Here is a 21,114-nt window from a genome sequence, read left to right as displayed (position 1 = left end):
GAAATGCTGCCATTGGGGCAACTATTTACCTACGGACTGCAGCATGTCCTGGCCATGTATGCCGGGGCCGTGGCTGTGCCGCTGATTATCGCCAACGCCCTGGGGTTAAGCAAAGCAGAGCTTATCTACCTGATTAATGCCGACTTGTTCACCTGCGGGATCGCCACTCTGATCCAGACCCTGGGTTTTTGGAACATGGGCATCCGGATACCGATTATTCAGGGTGTAACCTTTGCCGCGGTAACGCCGATGATTATTATTGGCAAGACCCACGGTCTGACCGGCATTTATGGTTCCATCATTGTCGCCGGCTTTGTCACCTATCTAATGAGTCCTTATTTTAGCCGGCTTATTCGTTTCTTCCCGCCGGTCGTTACCGGTACGATTATTACGATTATCGGGGTGACGCTGATGCCGGTAGCTGTCCGCTGGGCCGCCGGCGGCAATCCTGCCGCCCAGGATTTTGCCGCCTTTCCCTATATCTGCCTGGCGCTGCTCACCTTAGTGCTGGTGTTATTTTTCTATCGCTGTTTTAAAGGGTTTTTAAGCAATATTGCCGTGCTTTTAGGCTTAACCTGCGGCACCGGCATTGCCGCTGTCTTGGGCATGGTGAATTTTTCGCAGGTTGCCAGCGCCGGCTGGCTTGGCATTACGACCCCCTTCGCCTTCGGCCTGCCGACGTTTGACCCGGCATCCATCCTGGCCATGGTCCTGGTTATGCTTGTGGTTATGACGGAAACCACCGGTGACTGTATTGCGGTAGGCGAGATTATTGACAAGCCTGTTACCCAGCAGGACTTAACCCGCTGCCTGCGGGCCGATGGTTTCTCGACCATGCTGGGCGGGATTTTAAACAGTTTTCCTTATACGGCCTTTGCCCAAAACGTGGGCCTGGTCGGCCTGACCAAGGTCAAGAGCCGCTTTGTGGTGGCCGCCGCCGGGGTTATTTTGGTACTGCTGGGTTTATTCCCCAAACTGGCGGCCGTGATTGCCGCTATACCCAGCCCGGTACTGGGCGGCGCCGGCATTGCCATGTTTGGCATGGTTGCGGCCAGCGGCATCAAGACCCTGGCCAAAGTCCAGTTTGACGGCACCCATAATATTATGGTGGTGGCTGTTAGTTTAGGTATTGGCATGATTACCCTGGCCGTACCGAACTTTTATCACAATTTCCCCAGCTGGGCCCAGGTAATCCTGCATAGCGGCATTACTGCCGGCAGTGTGGCGGCCATTGTTCTGAATGCTGTTTTAAACGGAACAGCTAAGCCGGGTGAGGCGGCCATCGGCAAGCAGGAATATATTGGCTAATTAGCGAAAGAATAATGGCGACAGCCTCTAACGGCTGCCGCCTTTACTTTCCTTGTGTCAGGGGGACGGTTCTTTTGACATTACAAGGAGTTACTGTATGAATAGATTAATTATCATCAAAGGCGGCGGCGATCTGGCTACAGGCATTGCCCAGCGTCTGCACCAAAGCCGTTTTAAAGTAGTGATAACCGAATTGCCGGCGCCGACGGTTGTCCGGCGAACTGTCGCTTTTGCCCAGGCGGTGATGATGGACAGGCTGTTGTTGATGCTATTATTGCATATGGGGGTGGAGCGATGAACAAAGGGATTTTTAGCCGTCTCCGGCAGCAGGCCGGAGAGGCGGGCAGCGCGGATATCATTACCCTGATTAGTGCGCCGGCACCGCAGGCCGGCAGTATTGGGCAAATGCTGCTCATTACCGGGGGCTGTTATGAACAGGTGCTGCTTGATGAGCCGTTTACCAGGCTGATTATGGCCGAGGTTGCCCGGGGCGAATGGAAACGGCCAATGCTTATTCCGATTGATTATGCCGGCGGTCAATACCGGGTTTTCTGGGATAAGCTGTCCCGGCAGAAGTCGGCCCTGGTACTGGGGGCCGGGCATATCAGCCAGCCGCTGACGCAAATGCTGGCCATGGTTGGCTATGCTGTAACCGTCGTGGATGACCGTCCGGATTTTGCCAATGCCGCGCGGTTTCCCCAGGCTGAGCAGGTCGTTTGCCGAAGTTTTGAAAAGGCGCTGGCGGACCTCAGCCTGTCAGGTTATGGCGCAATTATTATTGTAACCAGGGGACACCGGTCTGACATGGAGTGCCTGCGGGCGGTTATTGATCAGCCGGCAGCTTATGTCGGCATGATCGGCAGCCAGGGGCGGGTTCATGTTGTGATTAACACCCTGACCAGGGAAGGCTATGACCAGGATGCGTTAGCCCGGCTGCGGGCACCGATTGGCCTTGATATCGGGGCGGAAACACCGGCCGAGATTGCGTTGGGGATAGTGTCGGAGATTGTGGCCAGTAAAAGCAATGCCAGCTGCCGGCCAATGTCGGAGAAGCGGAGGTGTAAAGCCAATGGATGACAGGATGGTTCAGGCTGTTTATGATGTGCAGCAGTCAGGGGCGCAGGCCGCTCTTGTCAGCATTATTGCCACCCGGGGCTCAACCCCCCGCAAAGCCGGGGCGCAAATGCTGGTTTATCGCGATGGCCGGGTTATCGGCACCATCGGCGGCGGCTGTGCTGAAGCGGAAGTCCGGGTGCAGGCGTTAACAGCCCTGGATGATAACCGTTGTTTTACCTATCGGGTACTCATGACAGGGGAAACAGCAGCTAATGAGGGGATGGCCTGCGGGGGAATGATGGAAGTATTCGTCCAGGTTGTGTAAAATGCTGTGGGCTGCCTTAGGGCTTAACCGGCCTGCTGTAGTCGCCTGTGTCGGTGCCGGCGGCAAGACCTCGCTGATTCAGTCGCTGGCCGCCGGCGCCTGCCGCCGGGGCTGGCCGGTTCTGGTTACTGCGACGACTAAAATGTTTTATAGCCAGGTCGCCGGCTATGAGCTGGTGTTGACCGAAGCTGCTGCAACCGGCGTGGCGCAGGTGGCGGCAGCCCTGCAACAAGGCCAACCGGTAGGCTGGTTTGCCCGGCTGGAGGGGGAGAAAGTAATCGGCGTGCCGGCCGGCGGGATTGACAGTATCGCTGCCAAGGCCCCTTGGGCTAATATCCTTATTGAGGCCGACGGCGCGCGCCAGGCCCTGCTCAAGGCCCCGTCCGCCCGGGAGCCGGTTATCCCGGCCTGCACCAGCGTAACTGTCGGGATCGTAAACCTGGGGGCTGTCGGCCAGCCGCTAACGGCGGCCAACACCCACAGACCGGAGTTAGTGTCAGGGATTATTGGCAAACAGGCCGGTGCGGCTGTAGCCTGGAGCGATATTGTCCGGCTGGCCGTACATCGGCAGGGGCTTTTCCAGTATGCCCGGGGAACCAGGGTTTTATTGCTCAGTGGCGCTCAGGACCCTGACTTGAGGCCGGCCGGCAGACTGATTGCCGGCGATAAAACGCTGGCAGGAGCAGGCCTGGCCCGGGTGGTGCTGACGACAGGCTATGGCTGCAACATGCAGCCCTGTGAGGTGTATCTGTTATAGATTCCGGAATTGGTGCCGTTATTCTGGCAGCAGGCACTGCCAGCCGCATGGGACGGCAGAAGCTGCTGCTGCCTTTGGGCAATAAACCGCTGGCCGCCCATGTGCTAAGTACGGTGCGCAGCCTGCCCTGGGCGGACTGTGTGGCCGTAATCGGTGAGCCGGCGGCGGAACTGGCCGGGCTGTGTGCCCGGTATTCGGTTAAGGCCGTGTATAATGCCGGCCGGGCTAGGGGCCAGTCCACCTCGATTGTGCTGGCACTGCAAACGCTGCCGCAGTCCTTAGCCGGCATGATGTTTTTCCTCGGTGATCAGCCGCTGGTTAGCAAAGAGCTGATTCAGGCAATCCGTGCCTGCTTTGCCCGGCAGGCCAGCGATAAGGCGATTATTGTACCCTGCCATCAGGGGCAGCGCTACAGCCCGGTATTGTTCGGCAGTCACTGGCGTGCGGCCCTGGCCGGGTTAACCGGTGACACCGGCGGCCGCAAGGTTATCCGGGAAAACCCGGCGTGGGTTACGCCGCTGAAATGGCCTGAGCCGGCACCGTTTTATGACGCCGACACCTGGGCAGAGTATCAACAGCTGCTAAAGCTGTATCAAGCAGCTTACGCACATACTGATAATATCTGAGTGGCGGGAGGTATTGCCCTTTGGGACATATTGTTAACGGGGAACGTGAATACCGTTTGCTGCAGCAGCGTCTTGATCAAAATATTACCGGGGCACCCTCTTCCCCGGTCCTGACCCGGATTCTGAAACTGCTGTTTTCGCCGGCTGAAGCAGCCATTGCCAGGAAGATTCCGCTGCGTCCCGTTGCCGTTGCGGCTTTGGCCCGCAAAATCGGGTTGCCGGCGGAAGCTTTGCAGGAAAAGATTCTGCTCATGGCCGAGAAAGGTTTAGTTTTTGACTTTGAATACCGGGGGCAGGCTCATGTCGTATTAGCGCCGATTGTCATTGGCTTTTTTGAATTTGTCTATATGCGTACCCGCGATGATTTACCCATGCGGGAGCTGGCGCAGTTATTTGAAGAGTACATGTACCGTGACGACCGCTTTGCCCGTGATGTATTCCAGCAAAATACCCAGCTGGGCCGCGCCCTGGCACAGGAAGAAGCCTTGCCGGCCGGTGACTACTCGGAGGTGCTTGACTGGGAAAAAGCCAGCCATGTTATCCGGTCCGCCAGGACAATCGGGTTATCGCTCTGTGCCTGCCGCCATAAAGCCAGCCACCTGGACAAAGCCTGTGCGGCGCCGCTGAAGACCTGTCTTACCTTTAATCAGGGAGCGGAGATGCTGATCAAAAAAGGGATGGCCGAACAGGCTGGTGCCGGTGCGGCCATGGCGGTGCTGGAACAGTGCAAACAGGCCGGGCTGGCGCAAATTGCCGACAATGTCCAACGCTCTGTCGGCTTTATGTGCAACTGTTGCGGCTGCTGCTGCGGTATGATCCAGGCTATAAAGACCTTTGACCTGCGGGGCGCTGTTGTTACCTCCAGCTGGGCAGCTGCTATTGCCCCTGAGGCCTGCACCGGCTGCGGCCTGTGCGTCCGGGCCTGTCCGGTAGAGGCCATTGGGCTGGCCGCCGGGAGTGACGGCCGCACCCAGGCGGTGTGCGAAGCCAGCTTGTGTTTGGGGTGCGGGGTATGCTATCAGGCCTGTAAGCGGGGGGCGATCCGGCTGAAAGGGCGCGGGCAGCAGGTTGTAGTCCCGGAGACCACCTTTGACCGCATGGTAGCAATGGCGATAGAGCGCGGCAAGCTGAGCAGCTTTCTTTTTGACGACCCTTCCCGGCTGAGCCACCGGGCGCTGGGGCGCATTGCCGCTATGGTCGAAAAATCGGCCCCGGTCAAGGCGTTTATGGCGGTTAAACCGCTGCGTTCTGCTTTTCTGAGCGCTATCGCTGCCGGAGCAAAAAAATACACAGAACGATAACCGCGCCTGCGGGGGCGCGTGACTTAAGGGGGGACGGTTCTCCTGAGTCATTTTCCCTGGCAAAATGACTCGGGAGAACCGTCCCTTGAGTCGGATTAGTAGAGGTGATGCTGCTTGTATTTTGATCAGGCTGAGGGCAATGTATTCCGCCCGCCGAGTGAGGCCTACAGTTTTATCCTGCGGGTGACGATTGGGTGTTCCCACAATGCCTGTACTTATTGCAATATGTACAGGTCGGTCAAGTTCCGCACCCGGCCCCTGGAAGAAATCATGGCGCAGATTCAGGCTGCCAAACCCTATGCGCTGCAGATCCGCCGCATCTTTCTGGCGGACGGCAATGCGCTGGTGCTGGCAACAGACAAGCTGCTGCAGGTATTGGCTGTCTTACAGCAAACGTTTCCCCGTCTGCAGCGGGTGTCCTGCTATGCCGGTCCCAAGGATATGCTGAATAAGTCGCCGGCCGAACTGACCGCCCTGCGCGAGGCCGGGCTGAAGCTTGTTTATTATGGGCTGGAGTCCGGCGATGAGGTTGTGCTTAAAGACGTTAATAAAGGGGTCACAGCGGCGGAGGCCATCATGGCCGGACAGCGTATTGTCGAGTCCGGCATCAAGCTGTCGGTGATGGTGATTGCCGGTCTTGGCGGCCAAGCGGGGTCCGCAAGGCATGCCTATCACACTGCGCAGGCAGTCAATGCCATTCGCCCCCATATGCTGAGTGCGCTAACGCTGATGCTGTACCGTGGCAGCCAGCTGCTGGAGCAGTTTGAATGTGGCAAATTTGTGCCCTTGCCGCCGGCGGCAATAATGGGTGAACTCTATCAACTGATCAGTGCCATTGAACTGCCGGCGGCCAGCCACTGCCTGTTTAGGAGCAACCATAGTTCGAACCATATTGCTTTCGCCGCTACTTTACCCAAAGATAAGGCCAGGCTGCTTGCCGACATTAAAGCGGCTCAGAGCCAGCTGGCCGACGTGACTGAGTGGGATCCCTATAATAATGTTGAGTAAAAGAAAAGGGAGGAGTGCCTGTGCGGCCGAAGCTAAACATTGTAACCCTGGGGGTTGCCGGTTCTAGGGCAGCGGCTGCTGCAAGAACGGGAGAGAAACGTTTTTATACGAGCATAGCGCAGGTTAACAGGCGGGCCGGTAGCGGCTCCTTCTAGTTTCAGATCAAGACAAGGGGACGGTGGTGCTGTCTTGAAAATATCTGGCAGAAGTGGTATGCTGGTCATGAGGTGGTAAAGTGGCAAGAGCAGCCCGGGTAAAAAGCGAAAGCGGCATATACCATATCATGATTATCGGGATCAATAAACAGTTCATAGTAGCGGATGAAGAGGATCATCAAAAATTTCTGGCCGTATTAAAAGAATGTAAAACTGTCAGTCAATATAAAATATATGCCTACTGCTTGCTGGGCAATCATATCCACTTATTATTAAAGACTGACAAAGAAGGCTTAGAGAAAATCTTCAAAAGAATTGGTGCCAGATATGTATATTATTATAATTGGAAATATAAAAGAAGCGGGCCTTTGTTTCAGGACCGGTTTAGAAGTGAGCCGGTAGATAATGACAGTTATATATTAACTGTATTAAGGTATATACATAATCATCCGGTTGCTGCCGGTCTGGTCAAATCACCGGGCCAATATCCCTGGAGCAGCTATCATGAGTACCTTGGCAGAGCTAGTCTGGTCGATGCGGAGTATATTTCCGGGATAATGAACCGGGAGGAATTTGCCCATTTTCATCAGCAGCAGGAACCTGCGACCGTTCTTGATATTAGTGCAGAGCATTTGCGGCTGACAGATGAGGAGGCGAAAATTATCCTCAGCGAGGTCAGCGGCGTTGTGGATACCAGTGCTTTTATGGGCTTAGATGCGGCAAAACGGAAGGCTTCTCTCCGGGAGCTGCGAAAGCGGGGCTTATCAATCCGGCAAATATCCCGCCTGACGGGAGTAAGTAAAGCTCTTGTTGAGAAAAAGTAGCAAGACATAACTGCCGGCCCTTATGTCTTAAGGGGGGGGATCGCTTTGGATGTAAGAGCAAATGTTGTAACAGGCTTGCTTATTGCCTTAAGTTTTGCCGGGGCGAATATCAAGGTGCTGGGGAGTATTGCTTTTGATTCAATGCCGGGATTTTTGGGAACACTACTGCTTGGGGCAGCACATGGCGCCATTATTGCGGCTGCCGGGCATTTCCTGACAGCCTTGCTGGCAGGTTTTCCTTTGTCGCTGCTTGTGCATATTATCACAATGGGTATTATGGCGGCCACTATGGCCGCTTTTGGCAGCGTTTATCAGCGGTTTGCCGCCGGCAGCCGCTTTTCCGGGCCAGGGGCGCTTCTGGCCGGGCTTGTTGCGGTTTTGATCAATGGTCCGGTCGGCTTGTTTATCCTGTCACCATTACTCCTGCCGCTGATAGGTCAGACCGGCATGCTGTCGCTGCTGCCGCTTATCACCGGCGTTGCTGCGCTGAATGTGTTATTAGCCGTTATTATCTACCGGCTGTTGGGCAATGTTAAGGCAAAAGAGGCGAATGACAAATAATTTATGAAAATAGAAAAGATAAGAGATTTAACGTTAGTGGCGCTGGACCGGGATAAAACGATGGTAATTGCCTGTGACAGCTGTGGCGGGATCGGCCTGAAAGCCGGCGATGCGTTACAGGTTACCCCTTTTATTACCGGCAAATATGCGGCCCGGGTTGCGATTATGGAGGTTATCTGTGCCGGGGCGGAGGTTATCTGCCTGACAAATACTATCTGCAATGAATTTGACCCGACCGGCATAGCTATTATTCAGGGGATCGAGGAAGAACTGAAAGCGGCTGGTATCCGTGAGGTTGTCCTGACCGGCAGTACGGAAGAAAACTTTTCCACAGTGATGACCGGTTTGGGGATCACGGCAGTTGGCCTGGCGGAGACTAAGAAACTGAAGATCAACAATATTAAGGGCGAGGCGTTGCTTGTTGCCCTTGGCCGGCCGAACGTCGGCCGGGAGGTATTAAACAGGCCGGAGGAGCAGGTCAATTATCATACAATCAGGCAGCTGCTCGGCGATGAGGCCGTTTATGAACTCATCCCGGTCGGTTCCCAAGGGATATTATACGAAATGCAGGAATTGGCGCGCAATAACAGGCTGCAGCTCAAAGTCTACGAGCAGCCCGGGATTAATATCAATAAATCAGCCGGTCCCAGTACGGTTGTGATTGCGGCAGTCAGTGACGCCTATTTCCGTAAAGGGATGATTAACGGTCCTATGACCTTGCTGGGGGAACTTACCCTTGGCGGCAGTGGCCGGAGGTGACAGCATGTTTACCATTTTAAAGGGTGGCACAGTCTTTGCCCCTGAGAATATGGGGGTGCAGGATGTTTTGATTGCCGGACAGGTGATTGCCCGTGTTGCGCCGGGGATCGAGCCGGTGCCGGGCTATGGGGAAACCAGGGTGCTTGATGTAACCGGCCGGCGGATTGTGCCGGGGTTTGTCGATCAGCATGTTCATCTGCTGGGCGGCGGCGGGGAAGGCGGTTATGCCACCCGGACACCGGAGGTTGTTCTCAGCAATATTGTGCTGGCCGGTACAACGACCGTTGTCGGCTGTCTGGGCACGGACGGGATAACCAGGAGTATGGCCGGGCTGCTGGCCAAAGCCCGGAGCCTTGAGCTGGAGGGAATCTCCACTTATATTTATACCGGGGCCTACGAGGTGCCGCCGCCGACAATTACCGGCAGCGTCCGGTCAGACCTGGTGCTGATTGATAAAGTCATTGGCTGCGGTGAGATTGCGATCAGCGACCACCGCTCTTCCCAGCCAATCCCGGCCGAGCTGGCCCGGTTGGCGGCTGAGGCCCGGGTGGGCGGCTTATTAAGCGGCAAGGCCGGTGTGCTGCACCTGCATGTGGGCACCGGGGCGCGCCGGCTTAGTATGATTTTTGACATCATAACGGCAACGGAGATCCCGGTGAGCCAGTTTGTGCCTACCCATATCAACCGTAACTGGGACCTGGTCAATGACGGTATCAGGCTGACCCGGCTGGGCGGGGTGATTGATTTTACTGCCGCCGAGTCCGGTCAGCCTGACTCTCTTACTGCCGCGCAGGCTATTTTGCATTGTCTGGAGCAGGGTGTGCCTATTGACTGTATGACAATCAGCTCCGACGGTCAGGGCAGTCTGCCGGTGTTTGACAGCCAGGGCAGTATGAGCGGGCTGAAGGTTGCCGGTATGACCGGCCTCCACGGCGAGGTCAAAAATCTGACCGCCTGCGGCCTGGCTTTGAGTGAGGCCTTGCGGCCGGTCACTGTCAATCCGGCCAAAATCCTTAAATTATACCCGGAGAAAGGGACCCTGCTGCCAGGCAGCCATGCCGATATTGTTGTCTTTGGCGATAGTCTCGCTATTGAACATGTTTTTGCCAAAGGCAGGCAGCTTGTCCGCCACGGGCAGGCTGTCGTTAGCGGCGCTTTTTCATAACACACTCAGTTTGCCGTTGGTATAGAGGCTTCAACTTTGGAGGAGGAATTTTAGTGAGACGCACAATTCAGGTCGAAGACACCACAATACAACAGGACGTAGCGGCGATTAAGGTTTTTATGCCTGTCAGAGAGGATTGCCGCGAGTCATGAAGCTAACGCAAGGCGCATCAATCTATTTTATTATGCTGATGGTGCCGTTATTCTGGGGCGGGGCTTTTGGCAGCACCAAGCATGTCCTGTCAGAGCTGCCGCCGCTGACCGCCTCGGCAGTCCGGTTTCTTTTGGCCGGGCTGCTGCTGGGCGGCTGGCTGGCCATCCGCCGCGAATGGGATGTCAAGGTAATTAGAGAAAACTGGCTGGGCCTGACCGGGCTGGGGCTGAGCGGGGTCCTGGCCTATAATTATTTTTTTGCTGTGGGGTTGCAGTATACTTCCGCCATTACCGGGGCGCTGGTTATTGTTATAAATCCGGTCACAACCGCCCTTGTTGCCGTTCTGTTCCTGGGAGAAAAATGGAGCTGGCGGCTGGGGCTGGGGATCGCTGCCTCCCTGGCCGGGGTGCTGGCGGTCATTACGCAGGGCAGCCTGGCGTCCCTGACCAGCTTAGCCTTAAATTACGGTGAAGTGCTGTTATTCGGCGCGGTGGCCAGCTGGACCACCTATACCTCACTGGGCAAGGTGGTAATGAAACAGGTTAAGCCCGCCCTGGCGACGACGGTCTCAACCCTGATTGGCGCCGGCTTATTAGCGTTGATTTCTCTTAGCGAAGGAGCCTGGCACACCCTGCCCCGCCTGTCGGGGCAGGTAATGGCTGAATTGGCGTATCTGGCTGTTTTTGCCACCGTAGCGGCCTTTATTATCTTTAATATCGGGATTGCCCGCATTGGTGCCAGCAAGGCCAGCGCCTATATTAACCTCATGCCGGTTAATGCCATCCTGATTGCCTGGGCCGTATACGGCGAGACGATGACTTTTATGCATCTGGCAGGCATGGTGCTGGTGGTTACCGGTGTGTGTCTGACCACGCTGGCGCCTGCCGGACCTAAAGCCAAGGCGGGACCACTGGGGGTATGCGAATAATGCGGGGACGGTTTGCTCCCAGCCCGACCGGCGAAATTCATTTGGGCAATGCCTGGACAGCACTGCTGGCCTGGCTGCAGGTCCGGTCAGCCGGGGGCGTGATGGTCCTCAGAATGGAAGATCTTGATCCGGCGCGGTCGCGGCCGGTGTATGCCGACCGGCTGCTGGCCGATATGAAATGGCTGGGGCTGGACTGGGATGAAGGCCCTGATGTCGGCGGCCCCTGCGCCCCGTACAGCCAGCAGGCCCGTCGTCATCTGTATCAGGCGGCCCTGGAGCAGCTGACGGCCGCCGGCCTGGTATATCCCTGTACCTGTACCCGGGCTGAACTGGCCGCTTCGGCCCCGCACGCCGGTGAGCATGAGCGGATTTATCCCGGCACCTGCCGGGGGCGTCAACCGGCAGCCGCCGGCAAGGGTGCACGGCAGCCGTCCCTGCGCCTGGCTGTGCCGCCGGGAGCAACCGCCTTTACCGATCTGCTGGCCGGGGTCGTCAGCCAGGACATCAGCCGGGCGGCCGGCGATTTTGTCATCCGCCGCTCGGACGGTGTTCATGCTTACCAGCTGGCTGTGGTTGTGGATGATGCCGCCATGGGCATTACCCATGTCTTACGGGGCTATGATTTATTGAATTCAACGCCGCGGCAGCTGTTGCTGTACCGGCTGCTGGGCCGGCCGGCGCCGGTATTTACCCATGTGCCGCTCCTGGTTGCCCCCGACGGCCACCGGCTGTCCAAGCGTCAGCAGGATCTGGCCATTGCCGCTTTGCGGGCCCAGGGTGTGAGGGCGGAAGCGATTATTGGCTATCTGGCTTATAAAGCCGGCCTGCTGGACAGGCCTGAGCCTGTCCGGGCGGCGGAGCTGATCACCGGTTTCAGTGTGAATAAGCTGCGGACAGCGCCGGTGGTGGTGGAGAGCCGGGAGATCGGCAACAACTTTTAATTTTGTCGGAATAAAGGTTTTTTTAGCGAAAAAAGAGAATATCTAATCTCCATATTGAATAGGCTGGCGTAGGTGCCGGTCTGGGAGGATGTTAAGTATGAGGCAGCTTACCGGATACCAGATTCTGGATATGTTTTGCGATTTGGCTCCCTACATGAATGATATCGTTGCGGCTGATATTGGTTTTACCGTTATCCGTGACGGTAAATATGTGCTGTATCTGCCGGCCGGCGATCTGGACCTTAAAATCAGGGTCGGTGAGCCGGTAGTGTCAGGTGCCAGTAAGCAGGCCCTTGATTCGGGCCAACAGGTTGTCAGGGTGGTTCCCAGGGATAAATCACCCTTTGGTATTGCCTATATTGCCTGCGCCCTGCCGTTCCGGGAAGGGGACCGGGTTGTCGGTTGTGTCACTACCACGCAGAGTATCACCGTTATTGAAAGCATCAACAGCGCCACCAGTGAACTGGCGGCCGCTTCCGAGGAACTGACAGCAGGGCTGCAGGAACTGGCCAGCCGTTCCTCCGGGTTGGCCAATACCAGCAGTGAACTTGACCAATTAGGAAAAACACTGCTGGCGACGGCCAATCAGACCAATGAAATTGTCACCTTTATCAAAAATGTGGCCAGCCAGACCAACCTGCTGGGGCTGAATGCGGCCATCGAGGCCGCCCGGGTCGGCGAAATGGGCCGGGGCTTTGCCGTCGTGGCGGCTGAGGTCCGGAAGCTGGCCGTGTCCAGTGCCGAGTCTGTTACCCAGATATCAGCGTCCTTAGGCGCTATTCAGCAGGCGATTGCCGAACTCACGCGGAAGATTGACAATATTGACCAGCATGTAAGCGGGCAGACCGAGGCGGTCCATGAGATGGCCAAATCGAGCCAGTCGCTGGCAGAACTGGCCAGTAATCTGGCGGAAGCATCGCGGCAGATCTATCAGATAACGGAGTGAGTCAAACACTGTTTCTTAGCGGTACTACTTGTTTACAATAAGGGACAGCCATGTGCTTTTATAAGCATCTGGCTGTTTTTTTAATTAAGAATTGTTGCTGTGTAAGCTATAGGTTAGAAAAACTGATTTAATATTAAAAATAAAATTGAAGTAGAAATTGTCGAATTTTGCAAGATAAAAACTTTCGACAAAAATAACTATTTGTGGTAAAATCTAGAAAAGAAATAAAATAATAATAAAAAAATTGATAAAAAACAAATGAATACAATTTGGTACAGGTGTCCGTAAGGACATAATAGAGAAGCCGGTGCAAGACCGGCGCGGTCCCGCCACTGTAATGGGGAGCAAATCCAAGGTATGCCACTGAGACAACCGTCTTGGGAAGGTTTGGAGGCGCAATGATCCTAAAGCCAGGAGAACTGCCTGTACAACAATCACCGTTGACCTGCGACAGATGGGGAGGGGATTTAGCTGCATTTTTCTGCATTTTTGTGCCGGCTTTTTGCCTGTATGAAACAGGAAGCCCCTGACTGATGGGTAGTTCACACATCACAGGCGGCTTCTTTTTATTTGGCTGTTTGAGAATATGCTTTATGCCTGTAAGTGTACAAGCTTTTTGATCGCAGTTAACAACCAAGGATAAGACTGACCCGGCAGCGGATGTCCTGTGCAGCAAGCAGCAGCAACGGAAGCCGGGGTGGTCTGCCGATAAAGTATACATCAGTGAAAGTCGGTGAATATCGTGGCCCGTTACCGCCGGTGTTGTGCTTTTTCCCTGGTACTGGCCTTACTGCTGTTCCTGTTGCCCTGGCTGGCTCAGGCGTTGCCGGCAGGCATGGAGGAGGCTTTCCCGGACAGCCCGCTGGAGTTGCCGTCTGCCGTCAGCAGTGACAGCGAGTATCCGGCTCCGGCTGAGCCTGTCAGCCCGCCCGCTGACTACGGACGGCCCCTGGTGGTGCAGTTGAACTATCTGAAGGTGGAGCAGGCCAGACCCCTGATCAGCGCCCTTGTGCCTGAGGAACAGATTAAAACCGATCCGGTGCGCAACACCATGGTGATCATGGGCAGCCCGGAGGTGTATGATCAGGTTAACTATCTGCTGGCCCAGATTGATACACCGCCCCAGCAGGTGATGTTCGAGGTGCAGGTCCTTGAGATTAACCGCGATGATTTGTCCAACCTTGGTGTCGACTGGGGGGCATCATTTAAGCTGCCTGCCGCCCCCATTATCTATGAGGACCTGCAATTTAGGATCGGTACCGGGAAATACGGGGTAAATCTGCAGGGGGTTGTCAATCACCTGCTCGAGAACAAAAAAGGCCGGCTGCTGGCCAGCCCGCGGATTGCGACCTTAGACGGGGTAACAGCCAAGATTCTGATCGGGGACAAGCTGGCGGTTGAGAGCCAGCAGCCGACGACAAGCAGCATCCCCATCATCTCCGTGATTTATGTGGATGTCGGCATTAAGCTGGAGGTAACGCCCACTGTCAACAAAGACGGCTTTATTACCACCCGCATTCAGCCCGAAGTGAGCAATAAGACCGATACCACGAAAAATGGCAACCCCAATATCCGTACCCGCCAGGCGGATGCGACCCTAAGGGTTAAAAGTGGTGTAACCATTGTGCTGGGCGGCCTGATTCAGCGCCAGGAGACCAGCGATACCTTTAAAGTACCGATATTAGGGCAGCTGCCGCTAGTGGGAGGGCTGTTTCACTCCAGCTCCAAGCAGGTGACGGAGACGGAACTGGTCATTATGCTGACGCCAAAGATAATTGATTAATATAAGCAGGAGGAGCAACATCATGAGGTACCTAGTGCGGGCGAGCCGACTGTTCCTGTTGATAGTATTTTTCTATATAACGTTTGTTCAGACCGGTTTTGCCGCCGCTGGGCCGCAGCCTGTTATCGGCGTTGTCTTAATGCCGCCGGCCGTTCATTTGTATGGTCATGTCGCCCTGATAAACTGTTATGCCCCTGCCAATAGCTTCTATGCCGTGATTGATCTCCGTGATACCCCCGGGAAAAGCATTGTGATCCGGTCGGCCGAGCAAAGGCTGCAAAGCCTGCTGGAAACTGCTTTGGCAACAGGCAATCTTGTCTCGTTTGTGGGGCAGGGCGTTTTTGTCCAGTCGCCTCCCCGCGGCGGCACCTGGAATATGGAGGTCTATCAAATTGATGAAGTCACGGTATATAACAAAAAGTAAAGTCTTCCTACTGCTTTTATATAGTTTCCTGTTTTTCCCCTTGCCGGTTGCGGCGGTGCCGGCAGCGGACATTGCCAGCCGGTGGTCGCCGGTTATTTGCCAGACCGACAACAGTAATGGCCTCACCGCTCAGCAAGATATATTTACGCTGGTCAATTACGACCGCGACTGGCGGCTCAATAATAACTGGTATAACCTGCTGTTTTATCCCCTGGAGCGGGTTATGTATTATTCGGTGGTGGAAAGCGACACCCACTATTTTATCGGCTACTATCAGTATTACCCGCGTTACACAGGCCGGGCCGAGCATGAGCATGATCTGACCGGGGTGCTGCTGGCGGTGGCCAAAACGCCTGATCAGACCGGGCGGCTTGATATGCTGCTGACCCACAGTAATAAAAAATGGCGGCAGTGGCCGGGCGCGCAGGTGCGCCTGGAAGGCCGGCACCCGGTACTGAATATCCGGCCCGGCTGCCATGAGATTACCGTTGCCGGCCGGAGCCGACAGGGGTTGCCGGCGGCCGGCATCTATGAGATCCCGGCCGGTGACAAGCCGGCCGGGCCGATAAGCAAAGTCCTGCCGGGCGGGGCCCATGGCGGTTACCGGCTGGTACCGCTGACCCAGTTATGGGAACGGCGTCAGGATATTGGCCAGGGCCGGGTCTTTGCCCGCTGGGGTGCGTTTGACAGCTATAATGAGGTTAAGGTTACCGTACCCTGGGTGTGGGAGTACCGCCGGCTCAACTGGCTGGCAAAACCCGGCGAGCTGCTCCAGTATTTCCAGGGCCGGCCGGTAAGAGCCTGTAATTATCTGAGCAATCCGTACTAACCCGTTTAGAAGCGGTAAGCTGCCAAGGCTGGCAGCCTGAGTCAGACAATTTTATAATTGCCAGGTATAGGTGCCCTACGGGGCTTAATAGGGAAGTCCGGTGCAAAACCGGCACGGTCCCGCCACTGTAATGGGGAGCAAATCCAGGATATGCCACTGCGATGCGGACAACTGTCGTGGGAAGGTTTGGAGGCGCCATGAACCAGAAGTCAGGAGAACTGCCTATACAACGATCACCGGTGACCTGCGAGCGATGGGTAGGGGATTATGTGCGGTAGTCTGTTCTTGGTTTATAGCAGTAAGTCTGCTGATAAAACGAGGGTAAATGGATTTCCCATGTAGTCAACGCTCCTGGATGACTATATGAGAAATCCATTTTTTATTTGGCCGTATTTCACTGCGTACAGGTGCCCTGCAGAGGGTTTAATAGAGAAGTCCGGTTGAAGCCGGCGCGGTCCCGCCACTGTAACAAGGAGTCAGTCCGCAGACGCCACTGGAGGAAATTTCCGGGAAGGCCGGGCTGATGATGAACTGGAGTCAGGAGAACTGCCTGTAAGGACGGTCTTCGCCAACCCTGCGAGCGACAGGGGAAGATCAGGCAATCGGTACGAGGGGAGGGTAAGAAGTAAGCAACAGCTAAATCGGGCTACCATTCTCAGCAATTTTTTCAGAAAAGAGTAAGACATATGAGGAGAGATTTGCAGTGAAACAACGTAAATTGTCCAAACAAGCCCTGGCGATGGGGATCGCCTGTACCCTGGCCTTCAGCCTGACCCCGGACTACAGCGGCCTTGCCCAGGCGGCCGCAGCCGGCGGCAAGACGTCACCGGCAACCGGGGAAACTGTGGACGCCGATGCCGGCTCCGCCCAGGACTATGCCCTGGAGGCGGTTACGGTTGAGGCCAAACGCCCCGACTGGGAGGCCAAGCTGTCACCGGGGACGGTGACTATTATCCGGCCTGATGATTACAAAGGCGAGCAAAAGACATTGCCGGAACTCTTGAAAGATGTGCCTGGCGTCCATGTCCGCTATGTATCCGGCAAGGGCCAGTACACCACCGTGACCGTTCGCGGCAGCACGGCAGCCCAGGTAGGGGTTTTTGTGGACGGGGTGCTCTCTAATTTGGGTGGTGATGCCGCCATGGACATCTCGACTATTCCCATCCATAATGTTGAACGGATTGAGGTTTATCGCGGCTATATCCCGGCCCGGTTCGGCGGCACCTATATGGGCGGCGTTATTAACATCGTTACCAAGAAGCCGGACAAGGCTAATATCTCGGCCCAGGTCGGCAAAAGCTCTTGGGGCGGTAATACCGTAGGCCTGGAGATCACCCAGCCGCTGGGAAAGGGTAGCCTGATGATCGGTATCAACCGCGACCAGAGTGACGGCGATTTCCGCTATAAGAATCCTGGCGTCAAAGCAGGGTATGACCAGATAGTCCAGCAGTATGAGCAGTTGACGGTTACAATGCTTCAGAATTATAATGCGAGCCTTGATACGTTGCAAGATAGTCAGTATGGTTTAGGTTTAAATATAGGTTGGGAGCCTTTTACGTCATTAGAAGAGGTTCAACAAGCAACTACAGCAGGTAGTCCATTTTATAATGCACTTATGAATGCGGGCATAGCTGCAGGCTATGATACAGAGACACTTAATTATCTGCTTTCTGCTAATGATTGGTTTGGTTATGATCCTGATTTTAAACAAAAGTGGTGGGATGAACAAAAGGCCGCACACCCGGAACTTGCGGATGACATACGTTACCGCCGCAATAACGACTATAAAAACACCGACGCCATTATCAAATGGCAGGACGACCACTGGCTGGTCAAGGGCAGCTGGAAAAAAATTGACCGGGGCATGCCGCGAAAGATGTTTCTTACCGGGGATATTTCAAATCCTACGTACTCCCTTATCGACCTGCCTGACCAGATCGAACACAAGAGACAGGAACTAACCACCAAGGATGTGCTGGTGGGCCGGCGGGATACGGACGGCAACCTGGAATGGGGCTGGCAGGTCAATTACCTGGACCAGGATAAGCGTTACCGCAACCCGGACTATCTGAAATTTAATTCCATGCCGGCAGTATTTAGCGAATGGAGCGCCTATGATTCCCAACGGCTTGGCGGGGCCATTGACGGTACTTATAAAACCAGCGACAAGCACCTGCTCGAATTTCTGGCCAACTGGTCCAAGGAGAAAATGGATGTTGATGGCAGCCGGATGGACAAATATGACTTTGAACCTAGTCTTACCAATCGCGAGAGGTTTCGGACATATTATGAACAGACGCTGTTCAATCTCCAATTGCAGGATACCATTACCCTCAACCAGGCGGCCGATCTCTGGCTGACTCCCAGTATTCGCTACAATTATTCCAACGTTATGGGCAGGGCGCTGGGAAAATCTGACTTAAATAAATGGGTCGATCAGGAAGATTCCCAGGTTAATGATAAGGTCACCTGGCAGGTGGCGCTGAAAAAGCAGGTGGACGATCATCTAACCCTGCGTTCCACATATGGCACCTACTACCGGCTGCTCAACCTGTATGAGATTGCTGGCGACGGCGGCGGCATTCTGCCCCGGCCTAATGCTTATAACGACCCCAAGTACGCTGGTCAAAGCATATTCCCGGTACCCGAGGAAGGAACCCAGTGGGATTTGTCGGCCAGCTGGGACGGAAAACTGCTGGGCGCCGACTCCTCCAAGGTGCAACTGACCTATTTCGGTCGCGATTCGAAAAATATACTCCAGCTCTACCGCTTTGGCTATAATTATTGGTCTTATACCAATGCGCACAAGGGGCGGGTCAACGGTGCGGAATTGCAGGGCAATTTCAGTTGGAGCAAATGGGATATGAATCTGGCAGGTACCTATATGCGTACCAAGCAGTGGACCAAGAACGATTCGCCTACCGGCACCGGCGATGTATATTACCGGATGCCGCATCTCTACGCCCCGGACTGGGAAGGCTCGGTGCGCCTGACCTACCGCCCGGACAACCGGCTGGCGATTTTCAGTGAAGTAAAATATATTGATGAGATGTATTGCTGGCAGCAAGATCCGGAGAAGGTCCAAAGCTCCCTAACCACCGTCGGCCTGGGGGCCAAATATAAAATGGATAAAGATTGCCAAATCATTGCCGGTGTCAACGACCTCTTTGATAAAGGGCCGGAGATGACGTTTACCAGTACTGGCTATGCATTCGATGCACAAAACAAGCTGCTTGAATATCCCCTGCAGGGCCGCACCTATTATGTAACGCTGCAGTACAAGTATTAATTCAGTTCATTTAAGGAGGTGATGCCCTATGCCAAAACAGGCAAGGCCGGCCTTGCGGAAGGAGGTGAAAAGCGGCGGTAAGCCGGCAGTAGTTCAAACACGGGTAGACTAAAAAAAATGGAAAAGAGGGATTAAACGAATGAAACTAAAAGCAGGTTTTCTTAAACGGATACTCCTAACGGCGATGACGCTGTCCATTATCGGCAGTTCGGCCGTACAGGCCGCCCCGGAAAATTTATTCGGCTATACGGTTGTCGATTCCGGTTACTCCCAAGGCCTGGCCGGCGCCATCAGCGGTGAGCGGACCGGGAACCCGACCACCTTTACCTCCAGCACCAAGGTTACCGGTTTAAACGGCGACCCGGCGATCTTCAATTTCTTCCAGGGCAATGAAAGCCGGCTGGTACTGCGTGAGTACAATTATACGCCTACAGCACCGCCAAACAGAATCATTGATCCCTTTGCCGCCAGCTGGAACCCGCTTGTATCACCAAGCTGGAGTAATGTGGCCAATCTGCATGCAGTGGCTACCAAAAACCAGTGGCTGTATGCCACCGGGTATGACCTAGCAAAAATTGCTGTTGTAAATATGAATAGCGGTTATGCGCAAACAGCACATAACTATCAATTCCCGACATCATGGCCGAGCATTTCTGTGCCTGCCGGTGCAGCGGTTCATGGAGAAGGCTTAACTGTTGTTGATAACAATTTATATGCCCTATTTACCATTAATCCGGATGGCGGCTATTCAGTATATTCGAACAGTATTGTTGTCAAATTTACAATTAATACAATCACGGGTGCTCTTACTTATGTCAACCACTTAGAAGTCGGCAAAAACGCCTTCACCCTGGATCACTATAACAACAAACTTTATGTCTGCGCCGTAGGCGGCATGCAGAATGCCGGCAGCGCCAATCCTGACACCCGTCTGGATATCATTGACCTGGCCACTTTCACCAAGACCACCGTTACCAAAACCAGCGGCATGATCGGCGACTTCCGCGACATTACCATCGTTGACGCCAACACCGCCTATGTATTCCTGGGCAACTATAATGCATCGTTTGCCAACATGCTCGGCAATGTTTACCGTACTACCGTAGCCAACCTTACTTCCCCTTCAACCTGGACCAATGTCAGCACGATTAACTCCCCCGGCTACCTCTGGGGCATCTATGGCGACAGCACCCGTTTCTGGTTCGTTAAGGGCAACCAGATCGACATCTATCCCGGCCTGCCTGCCAGCACTGGCGACACGGCCACCAGAACCTTCACCCCGACCCAGCTCGGTTATAGCGGCGGCAACCTGAACTCGGCCATCATTCTGGCCCCGGATCTGACCTCGCGGGCCGGTGCCGCGCTCCAATCGGCTGGCGTTGCTAAATCCTTCGCCGCTCATTCCGTCCTGGCCCAGCAAGCCCGCAAGGCTGCTGAAAAGAAAACAGGCCTGAAAATTGTCAACGGCCAAAGAATCCTTAGCTTTGATTAATTCAGCCTGCTGGCTGCTATAGCCAGACTAGCAGAAAAGTAAGAGAACAGGGGGGCTGGACAGAGCGTGTGTCCAGGCCCCTTGTTCTCTTGAAACAGGGGGACAGGGTTTTGTTTCGACCAAATTGTTAACAATAATTTTACCTGCCCCTAACACTTATATTCACAGGCTGATCTATAATAAAAAGCAATTACAAAGAAAGGTCTGTGGTAACTATGGCGATTTGGCAGGTTGACCTGGAATCCAGAGAAGCTGAGCAGCATCGAAAATGGTTAAAACGCAGAGGCTTTATTTCCGCCAATTATTTCTCGGCGAATGGGTTTTCGCTGGCAAAAATGCGGCAGCTGGCCCAGGACGGCAAGCTGCATGCCATTCAGTGCCGGTTTGGCAATTCTGTGCGCTGGTATTATCTGGAGAGTCAGGCCGAGCTGGCCCGGATCAGAGGCGAACTTTCGTGATCTTTCAGATTTAACTATTATTTATC

At 54.7% G+C, this 21,114-nt stretch carries 22 protein-coding genes and 3 riboswitches; all 22 genes read left to right on the top strand.

All coding sequences use genetic code 11. The features are described 5' to 3' along the window. The first annotated feature begins 3 nt into the window (after positions 1 to 3). The 22 genes from SPTER_RS17660 (at position 4) to SPTER_RS17560 (ending at position 21,088) form a co-directional block, all read left to right on the top strand. A complete protein-coding gene (locus SPTER_RS17660) occupies positions 4 to 1,308 on the top strand; it encodes a nucleobase:cation symporter-2 family protein (RefSeq protein WP_144352963.1) in 1,305 nt (434 codons plus the stop codon). Positions 1,309 to 1,405: 97 nt separating this feature from the next. Beyond that, positions 1,406 to 1,606 (top strand): hypothetical protein, encoded by a 201-nt coding sequence (locus SPTER_RS17655; RefSeq protein WP_211367312.1) that lies wholly within the window; start codon positions 1,406 to 1,408, stop codon positions 1,604 to 1,606. Then, positions 1,603 to 2,385 carry an XdhC family protein gene (locus SPTER_RS17650; RefSeq protein ID WP_144351590.1) on the top strand — a complete coding sequence of 261 codons (783 nt, stop codon included), beginning with the start codon at positions 1,603 to 1,605 and terminating at the stop codon, positions 2,383 to 2,385. Before SPTER_RS17655 ends, SPTER_RS17650 begins: the two co-directional genes overlap by 4 nt. Next, a complete protein-coding gene (locus SPTER_RS17645; RefSeq protein ID WP_144351589.1) occupies positions 2,378 to 2,689 on the top strand; it encodes an XdhC family protein in 312 nt (103 codons plus the stop codon). The genes SPTER_RS17650 and SPTER_RS17645 overlap by 8 nt, the downstream gene beginning before the upstream one ends. 1 nt (position 2,690) lies before the next feature. After that, on the top strand, positions 2,691 to 3,446 hold the full coding sequence (gene yqeC / locus SPTER_RS17640; RefSeq protein ID WP_144351588.1) for a selenium cofactor biosynthesis protein YqeC: 756 nt from the start codon (positions 2,691 to 2,693) through the stop codon (positions 3,444 to 3,446). A gap of 47 nt (positions 3,447 to 3,493) precedes the next feature. Then, positions 3,494 to 4,072, top strand: coding sequence for a nucleotidyltransferase family protein (locus SPTER_RS17635; RefSeq protein WP_144351587.1), 579 nt, complete (start codon positions 3,494 to 3,496; stop codon positions 4,070 to 4,072). Between the two features lie 20 nt (positions 4,073 to 4,092). Next, positions 4,093 to 5,373, top strand: a complete 1,281-nt coding sequence (locus tag SPTER_RS17630; RefSeq protein WP_144351586.1) for a 4Fe-4S dicluster domain-containing protein — start codon at positions 4,093 to 4,095, stop codon at positions 5,371 to 5,373. A gap of 225 nt (positions 5,374 to 5,598) precedes the next feature. Beyond that, positions 5,599 to 6,381: a radical SAM protein gene (locus SPTER_RS17625; RefSeq protein WP_246105340.1), complete on the top strand. Its 783-nt coding sequence runs from the start codon at positions 5,599 to 5,601 to the stop codon at positions 6,379 to 6,381. 20 nt (positions 6,382 to 6,401) lie between these two features. Continuing rightward, on the top strand, positions 6,402 to 6,536 hold the full coding sequence (locus tag SPTER_RS25710) for a hypothetical protein (RefSeq protein ID WP_281289454.1): 135 nt from the start codon (positions 6,402 to 6,404) through the stop codon (positions 6,534 to 6,536). A gap of 80 nt (positions 6,537 to 6,616) precedes the next feature. Next, positions 6,617 to 7,360, top strand: a complete 744-nt coding sequence (locus SPTER_RS17620) for a transposase (protein WP_144351584.1) — start codon at positions 6,617 to 6,619, stop codon at positions 7,358 to 7,360. Positions 7,361 to 7,405: 45 nt separating this feature from the next. After that, complete coding sequence (locus SPTER_RS17615; RefSeq protein ID WP_144351583.1) at positions 7,406 to 7,921, top strand: ECF transporter S component; 516 nt, start codon at positions 7,406 to 7,408, stop codon at positions 7,919 to 7,921. 3 nt (positions 7,922 to 7,924) lie between these two features. Further along, positions 7,925 to 8,680: an AIR synthase related protein gene (locus SPTER_RS17610; RefSeq protein WP_144351582.1), complete on the top strand. Its 756-nt coding sequence runs from the start codon at positions 7,925 to 7,927 to the stop codon at positions 8,678 to 8,680. Between the two features lie 4 nt (positions 8,681 to 8,684). After that, complete coding sequence (gene iadA, locus SPTER_RS17605; protein WP_144351581.1) at positions 8,685 to 9,845, top strand: beta-aspartyl-peptidase; 1,161 nt, start codon at positions 8,685 to 8,687, stop codon at positions 9,843 to 9,845. 148 nt (positions 9,846 to 9,993) lie between these two features. Further along, complete coding sequence (locus tag SPTER_RS17600; protein WP_144351580.1) at positions 9,994 to 10,926, top strand: DMT family transporter; 933 nt, start codon at positions 9,994 to 9,996, stop codon at positions 10,924 to 10,926. Further along, complete coding sequence (gene gluQRS, locus SPTER_RS17595; RefSeq protein WP_246105339.1) at positions 10,926 to 11,867, top strand: tRNA glutamyl-Q(34) synthetase GluQRS; 942 nt, start codon at positions 10,926 to 10,928, stop codon at positions 11,865 to 11,867. Before SPTER_RS17600 ends, gluQRS begins: the two co-directional genes overlap by 1 nt. A 97-nt stretch (positions 11,868 to 11,964) precedes the next feature. Continuing rightward, the gene (locus tag SPTER_RS17590) at positions 11,965 to 12,813 is read left to right on the top strand and encodes a methyl-accepting chemotaxis protein (RefSeq protein ID WP_144351578.1); all 849 of its coding nucleotides are present in this window, start codon (positions 11,965 to 11,967) and stop codon (positions 12,811 to 12,813) included. Positions 12,814 to 13,072: 259 nt separating this feature from the next. Continuing rightward, positions 13,073 to 13,254: riboswitch (cobalamin riboswitch) on the top strand. A 292-nt stretch (positions 13,255 to 13,546) separates the two neighbouring features. After that, positions 13,547 to 14,596 (top strand): type II secretion system protein GspD, encoded by a 1,050-nt coding sequence (locus SPTER_RS17585; RefSeq protein WP_144351577.1) that lies wholly within the window; start codon positions 13,547 to 13,549, stop codon positions 14,594 to 14,596. 22 nt (positions 14,597 to 14,618) lie between these two features. Next, a complete protein-coding gene (locus tag SPTER_RS17580) occupies positions 14,619 to 15,020 on the top strand; it encodes a hypothetical protein (RefSeq protein ID WP_144351576.1) in 402 nt (133 codons plus the stop codon). Beyond that, entirely contained in the window at positions 14,992 to 15,849 is an 858-nt protein-coding gene (locus SPTER_RS17575) for a hypothetical protein (RefSeq protein ID WP_144351575.1), read from the top strand. Before SPTER_RS17580 ends, SPTER_RS17575 begins: the two co-directional genes overlap by 29 nt. Before the next feature lie 51 nt (positions 15,850 to 15,900). Then, positions 15,901 to 16,089, top strand: a riboswitch (cobalamin riboswitch). A gap of 148 nt (positions 16,090 to 16,237) precedes the next feature. Continuing rightward, positions 16,238 to 16,417: riboswitch (cobalamin riboswitch) on the top strand. Positions 16,418 to 16,588: 171 nt separating this feature from the next. After that, positions 16,589 to 19,138 carry a TonB-dependent receptor gene (locus SPTER_RS17570; RefSeq protein ID WP_144352962.1) on the top strand — a complete coding sequence of 850 codons (2,550 nt, stop codon included), beginning with the start codon at positions 16,589 to 16,591 and terminating at the stop codon, positions 19,136 to 19,138. Between the two features lie 139 nt (positions 19,139 to 19,277). Continuing rightward, on the top strand, positions 19,278 to 20,630 hold the full coding sequence (locus SPTER_RS17565; RefSeq protein WP_246105338.1) for a hypothetical protein: 1,353 nt from the start codon (positions 19,278 to 19,280) through the stop codon (positions 20,628 to 20,630). A 215-nt stretch (positions 20,631 to 20,845) separates the two neighbouring features. After that, entirely contained in the window at positions 20,846 to 21,088 is a 243-nt protein-coding gene (locus SPTER_RS17560; protein WP_144351574.1) for a hypothetical protein, read from the top strand. Positions 21,089 to 21,114: the final 26 nt, after the last annotated feature.

Origin of the sequence: Sporomusa termitida (genome assembly GCF_007641255.1) — a bacterium.
GTDB classification, from domain to species: Bacteria; Bacillota; Negativicutes; order Sporomusales; family Sporomusaceae; genus Sporomusa; species Sporomusa termitida.
The sequence above is the reverse complement of the archived record's forward strand: the minus strand, read 5'-3'. Positions and strand labels throughout refer to the sequence as shown.

Excerpts from the sequence above, each read along its gene's own strand:
- SPTER_RS17660 (WP_144352963.1), top strand. The coding sequence starts at position 4 with ATGCTGCCATTGGGGCAACTATTTACCTACGGACTGCAGCATGTCCTG.
- SPTER_RS17655 (WP_211367312.1), top strand. The coding sequence starts at position 1,406 with ATGAATAGATTAATTATCATCAAAGGCGGCGGCGATCTGGCTACAGGC.
- SPTER_RS17650 (WP_144351590.1), top strand. The coding sequence starts at position 1,603 with ATGAACAAAGGGATTTTTAGCCGTCTCCGGCAGCAGGCCGGAGAGGCG.
- SPTER_RS17645 (WP_144351589.1), top strand. The coding sequence starts at position 2,378 with ATGGATGACAGGATGGTTCAGGCTGTTTATGATGTGCAGCAGTCAGGG.
- yqeC (WP_144351588.1), top strand. The coding sequence starts at position 2,691 with ATGCTGTGGGCTGCCTTAGGGCTTAACCGGCCTGCTGTAGTCGCCTGT.
- SPTER_RS17635 (WP_144351587.1), top strand. The coding sequence starts at position 3,494 with ATGGGACGGCAGAAGCTGCTGCTGCCTTTGGGCAATAAACCGCTGGCC.
- SPTER_RS17625 (WP_246105340.1), top strand. The coding sequence starts at position 5,599 with ATGTACAGGTCGGTCAAGTTCCGCACCCGGCCCCTGGAAGAAATCATG.
- SPTER_RS17610 (WP_144351582.1), top strand. The coding sequence starts at position 7,925 with ATGAAAATAGAAAAGATAAGAGATTTAACGTTAGTGGCGCTGGACCGG.
- iadA (WP_144351581.1), top strand. The coding sequence starts at position 8,685 with ATGTTTACCATTTTAAAGGGTGGCACAGTCTTTGCCCCTGAGAATATG.
- SPTER_RS17600 (WP_144351580.1), top strand. The coding sequence starts at position 9,994 with ATGAAGCTAACGCAAGGCGCATCAATCTATTTTATTATGCTGATGGTG.
- gluQRS (WP_246105339.1), top strand. The coding sequence starts at position 10,926 with ATGCGGGGACGGTTTGCTCCCAGCCCGACCGGCGAAATTCATTTGGGC.
- SPTER_RS17590 (WP_144351578.1), top strand. The coding sequence starts at position 11,965 with ATGAGGCAGCTTACCGGATACCAGATTCTGGATATGTTTTGCGATTTG.
- SPTER_RS17580 (WP_144351576.1), top strand. The coding sequence starts at position 14,619 with ATGAGGTACCTAGTGCGGGCGAGCCGACTGTTCCTGTTGATAGTATTT.
- SPTER_RS17575 (WP_144351575.1), top strand. The coding sequence starts at position 14,992 with ATGAAGTCACGGTATATAACAAAAAGTAAAGTCTTCCTACTGCTTTTA.
- SPTER_RS17570 (WP_144352962.1), top strand. The coding sequence starts at position 16,589 with ATGGGGATCGCCTGTACCCTGGCCTTCAGCCTGACCCCGGACTACAGC.
- SPTER_RS17565 (WP_246105338.1), top strand. The coding sequence starts at position 19,278 with ATGAAACTAAAAGCAGGTTTTCTTAAACGGATACTCCTAACGGCGATG.
- SPTER_RS17560 (WP_144351574.1), top strand. The coding sequence starts at position 20,846 with ATGGCGATTTGGCAGGTTGACCTGGAATCCAGAGAAGCTGAGCAGCAT.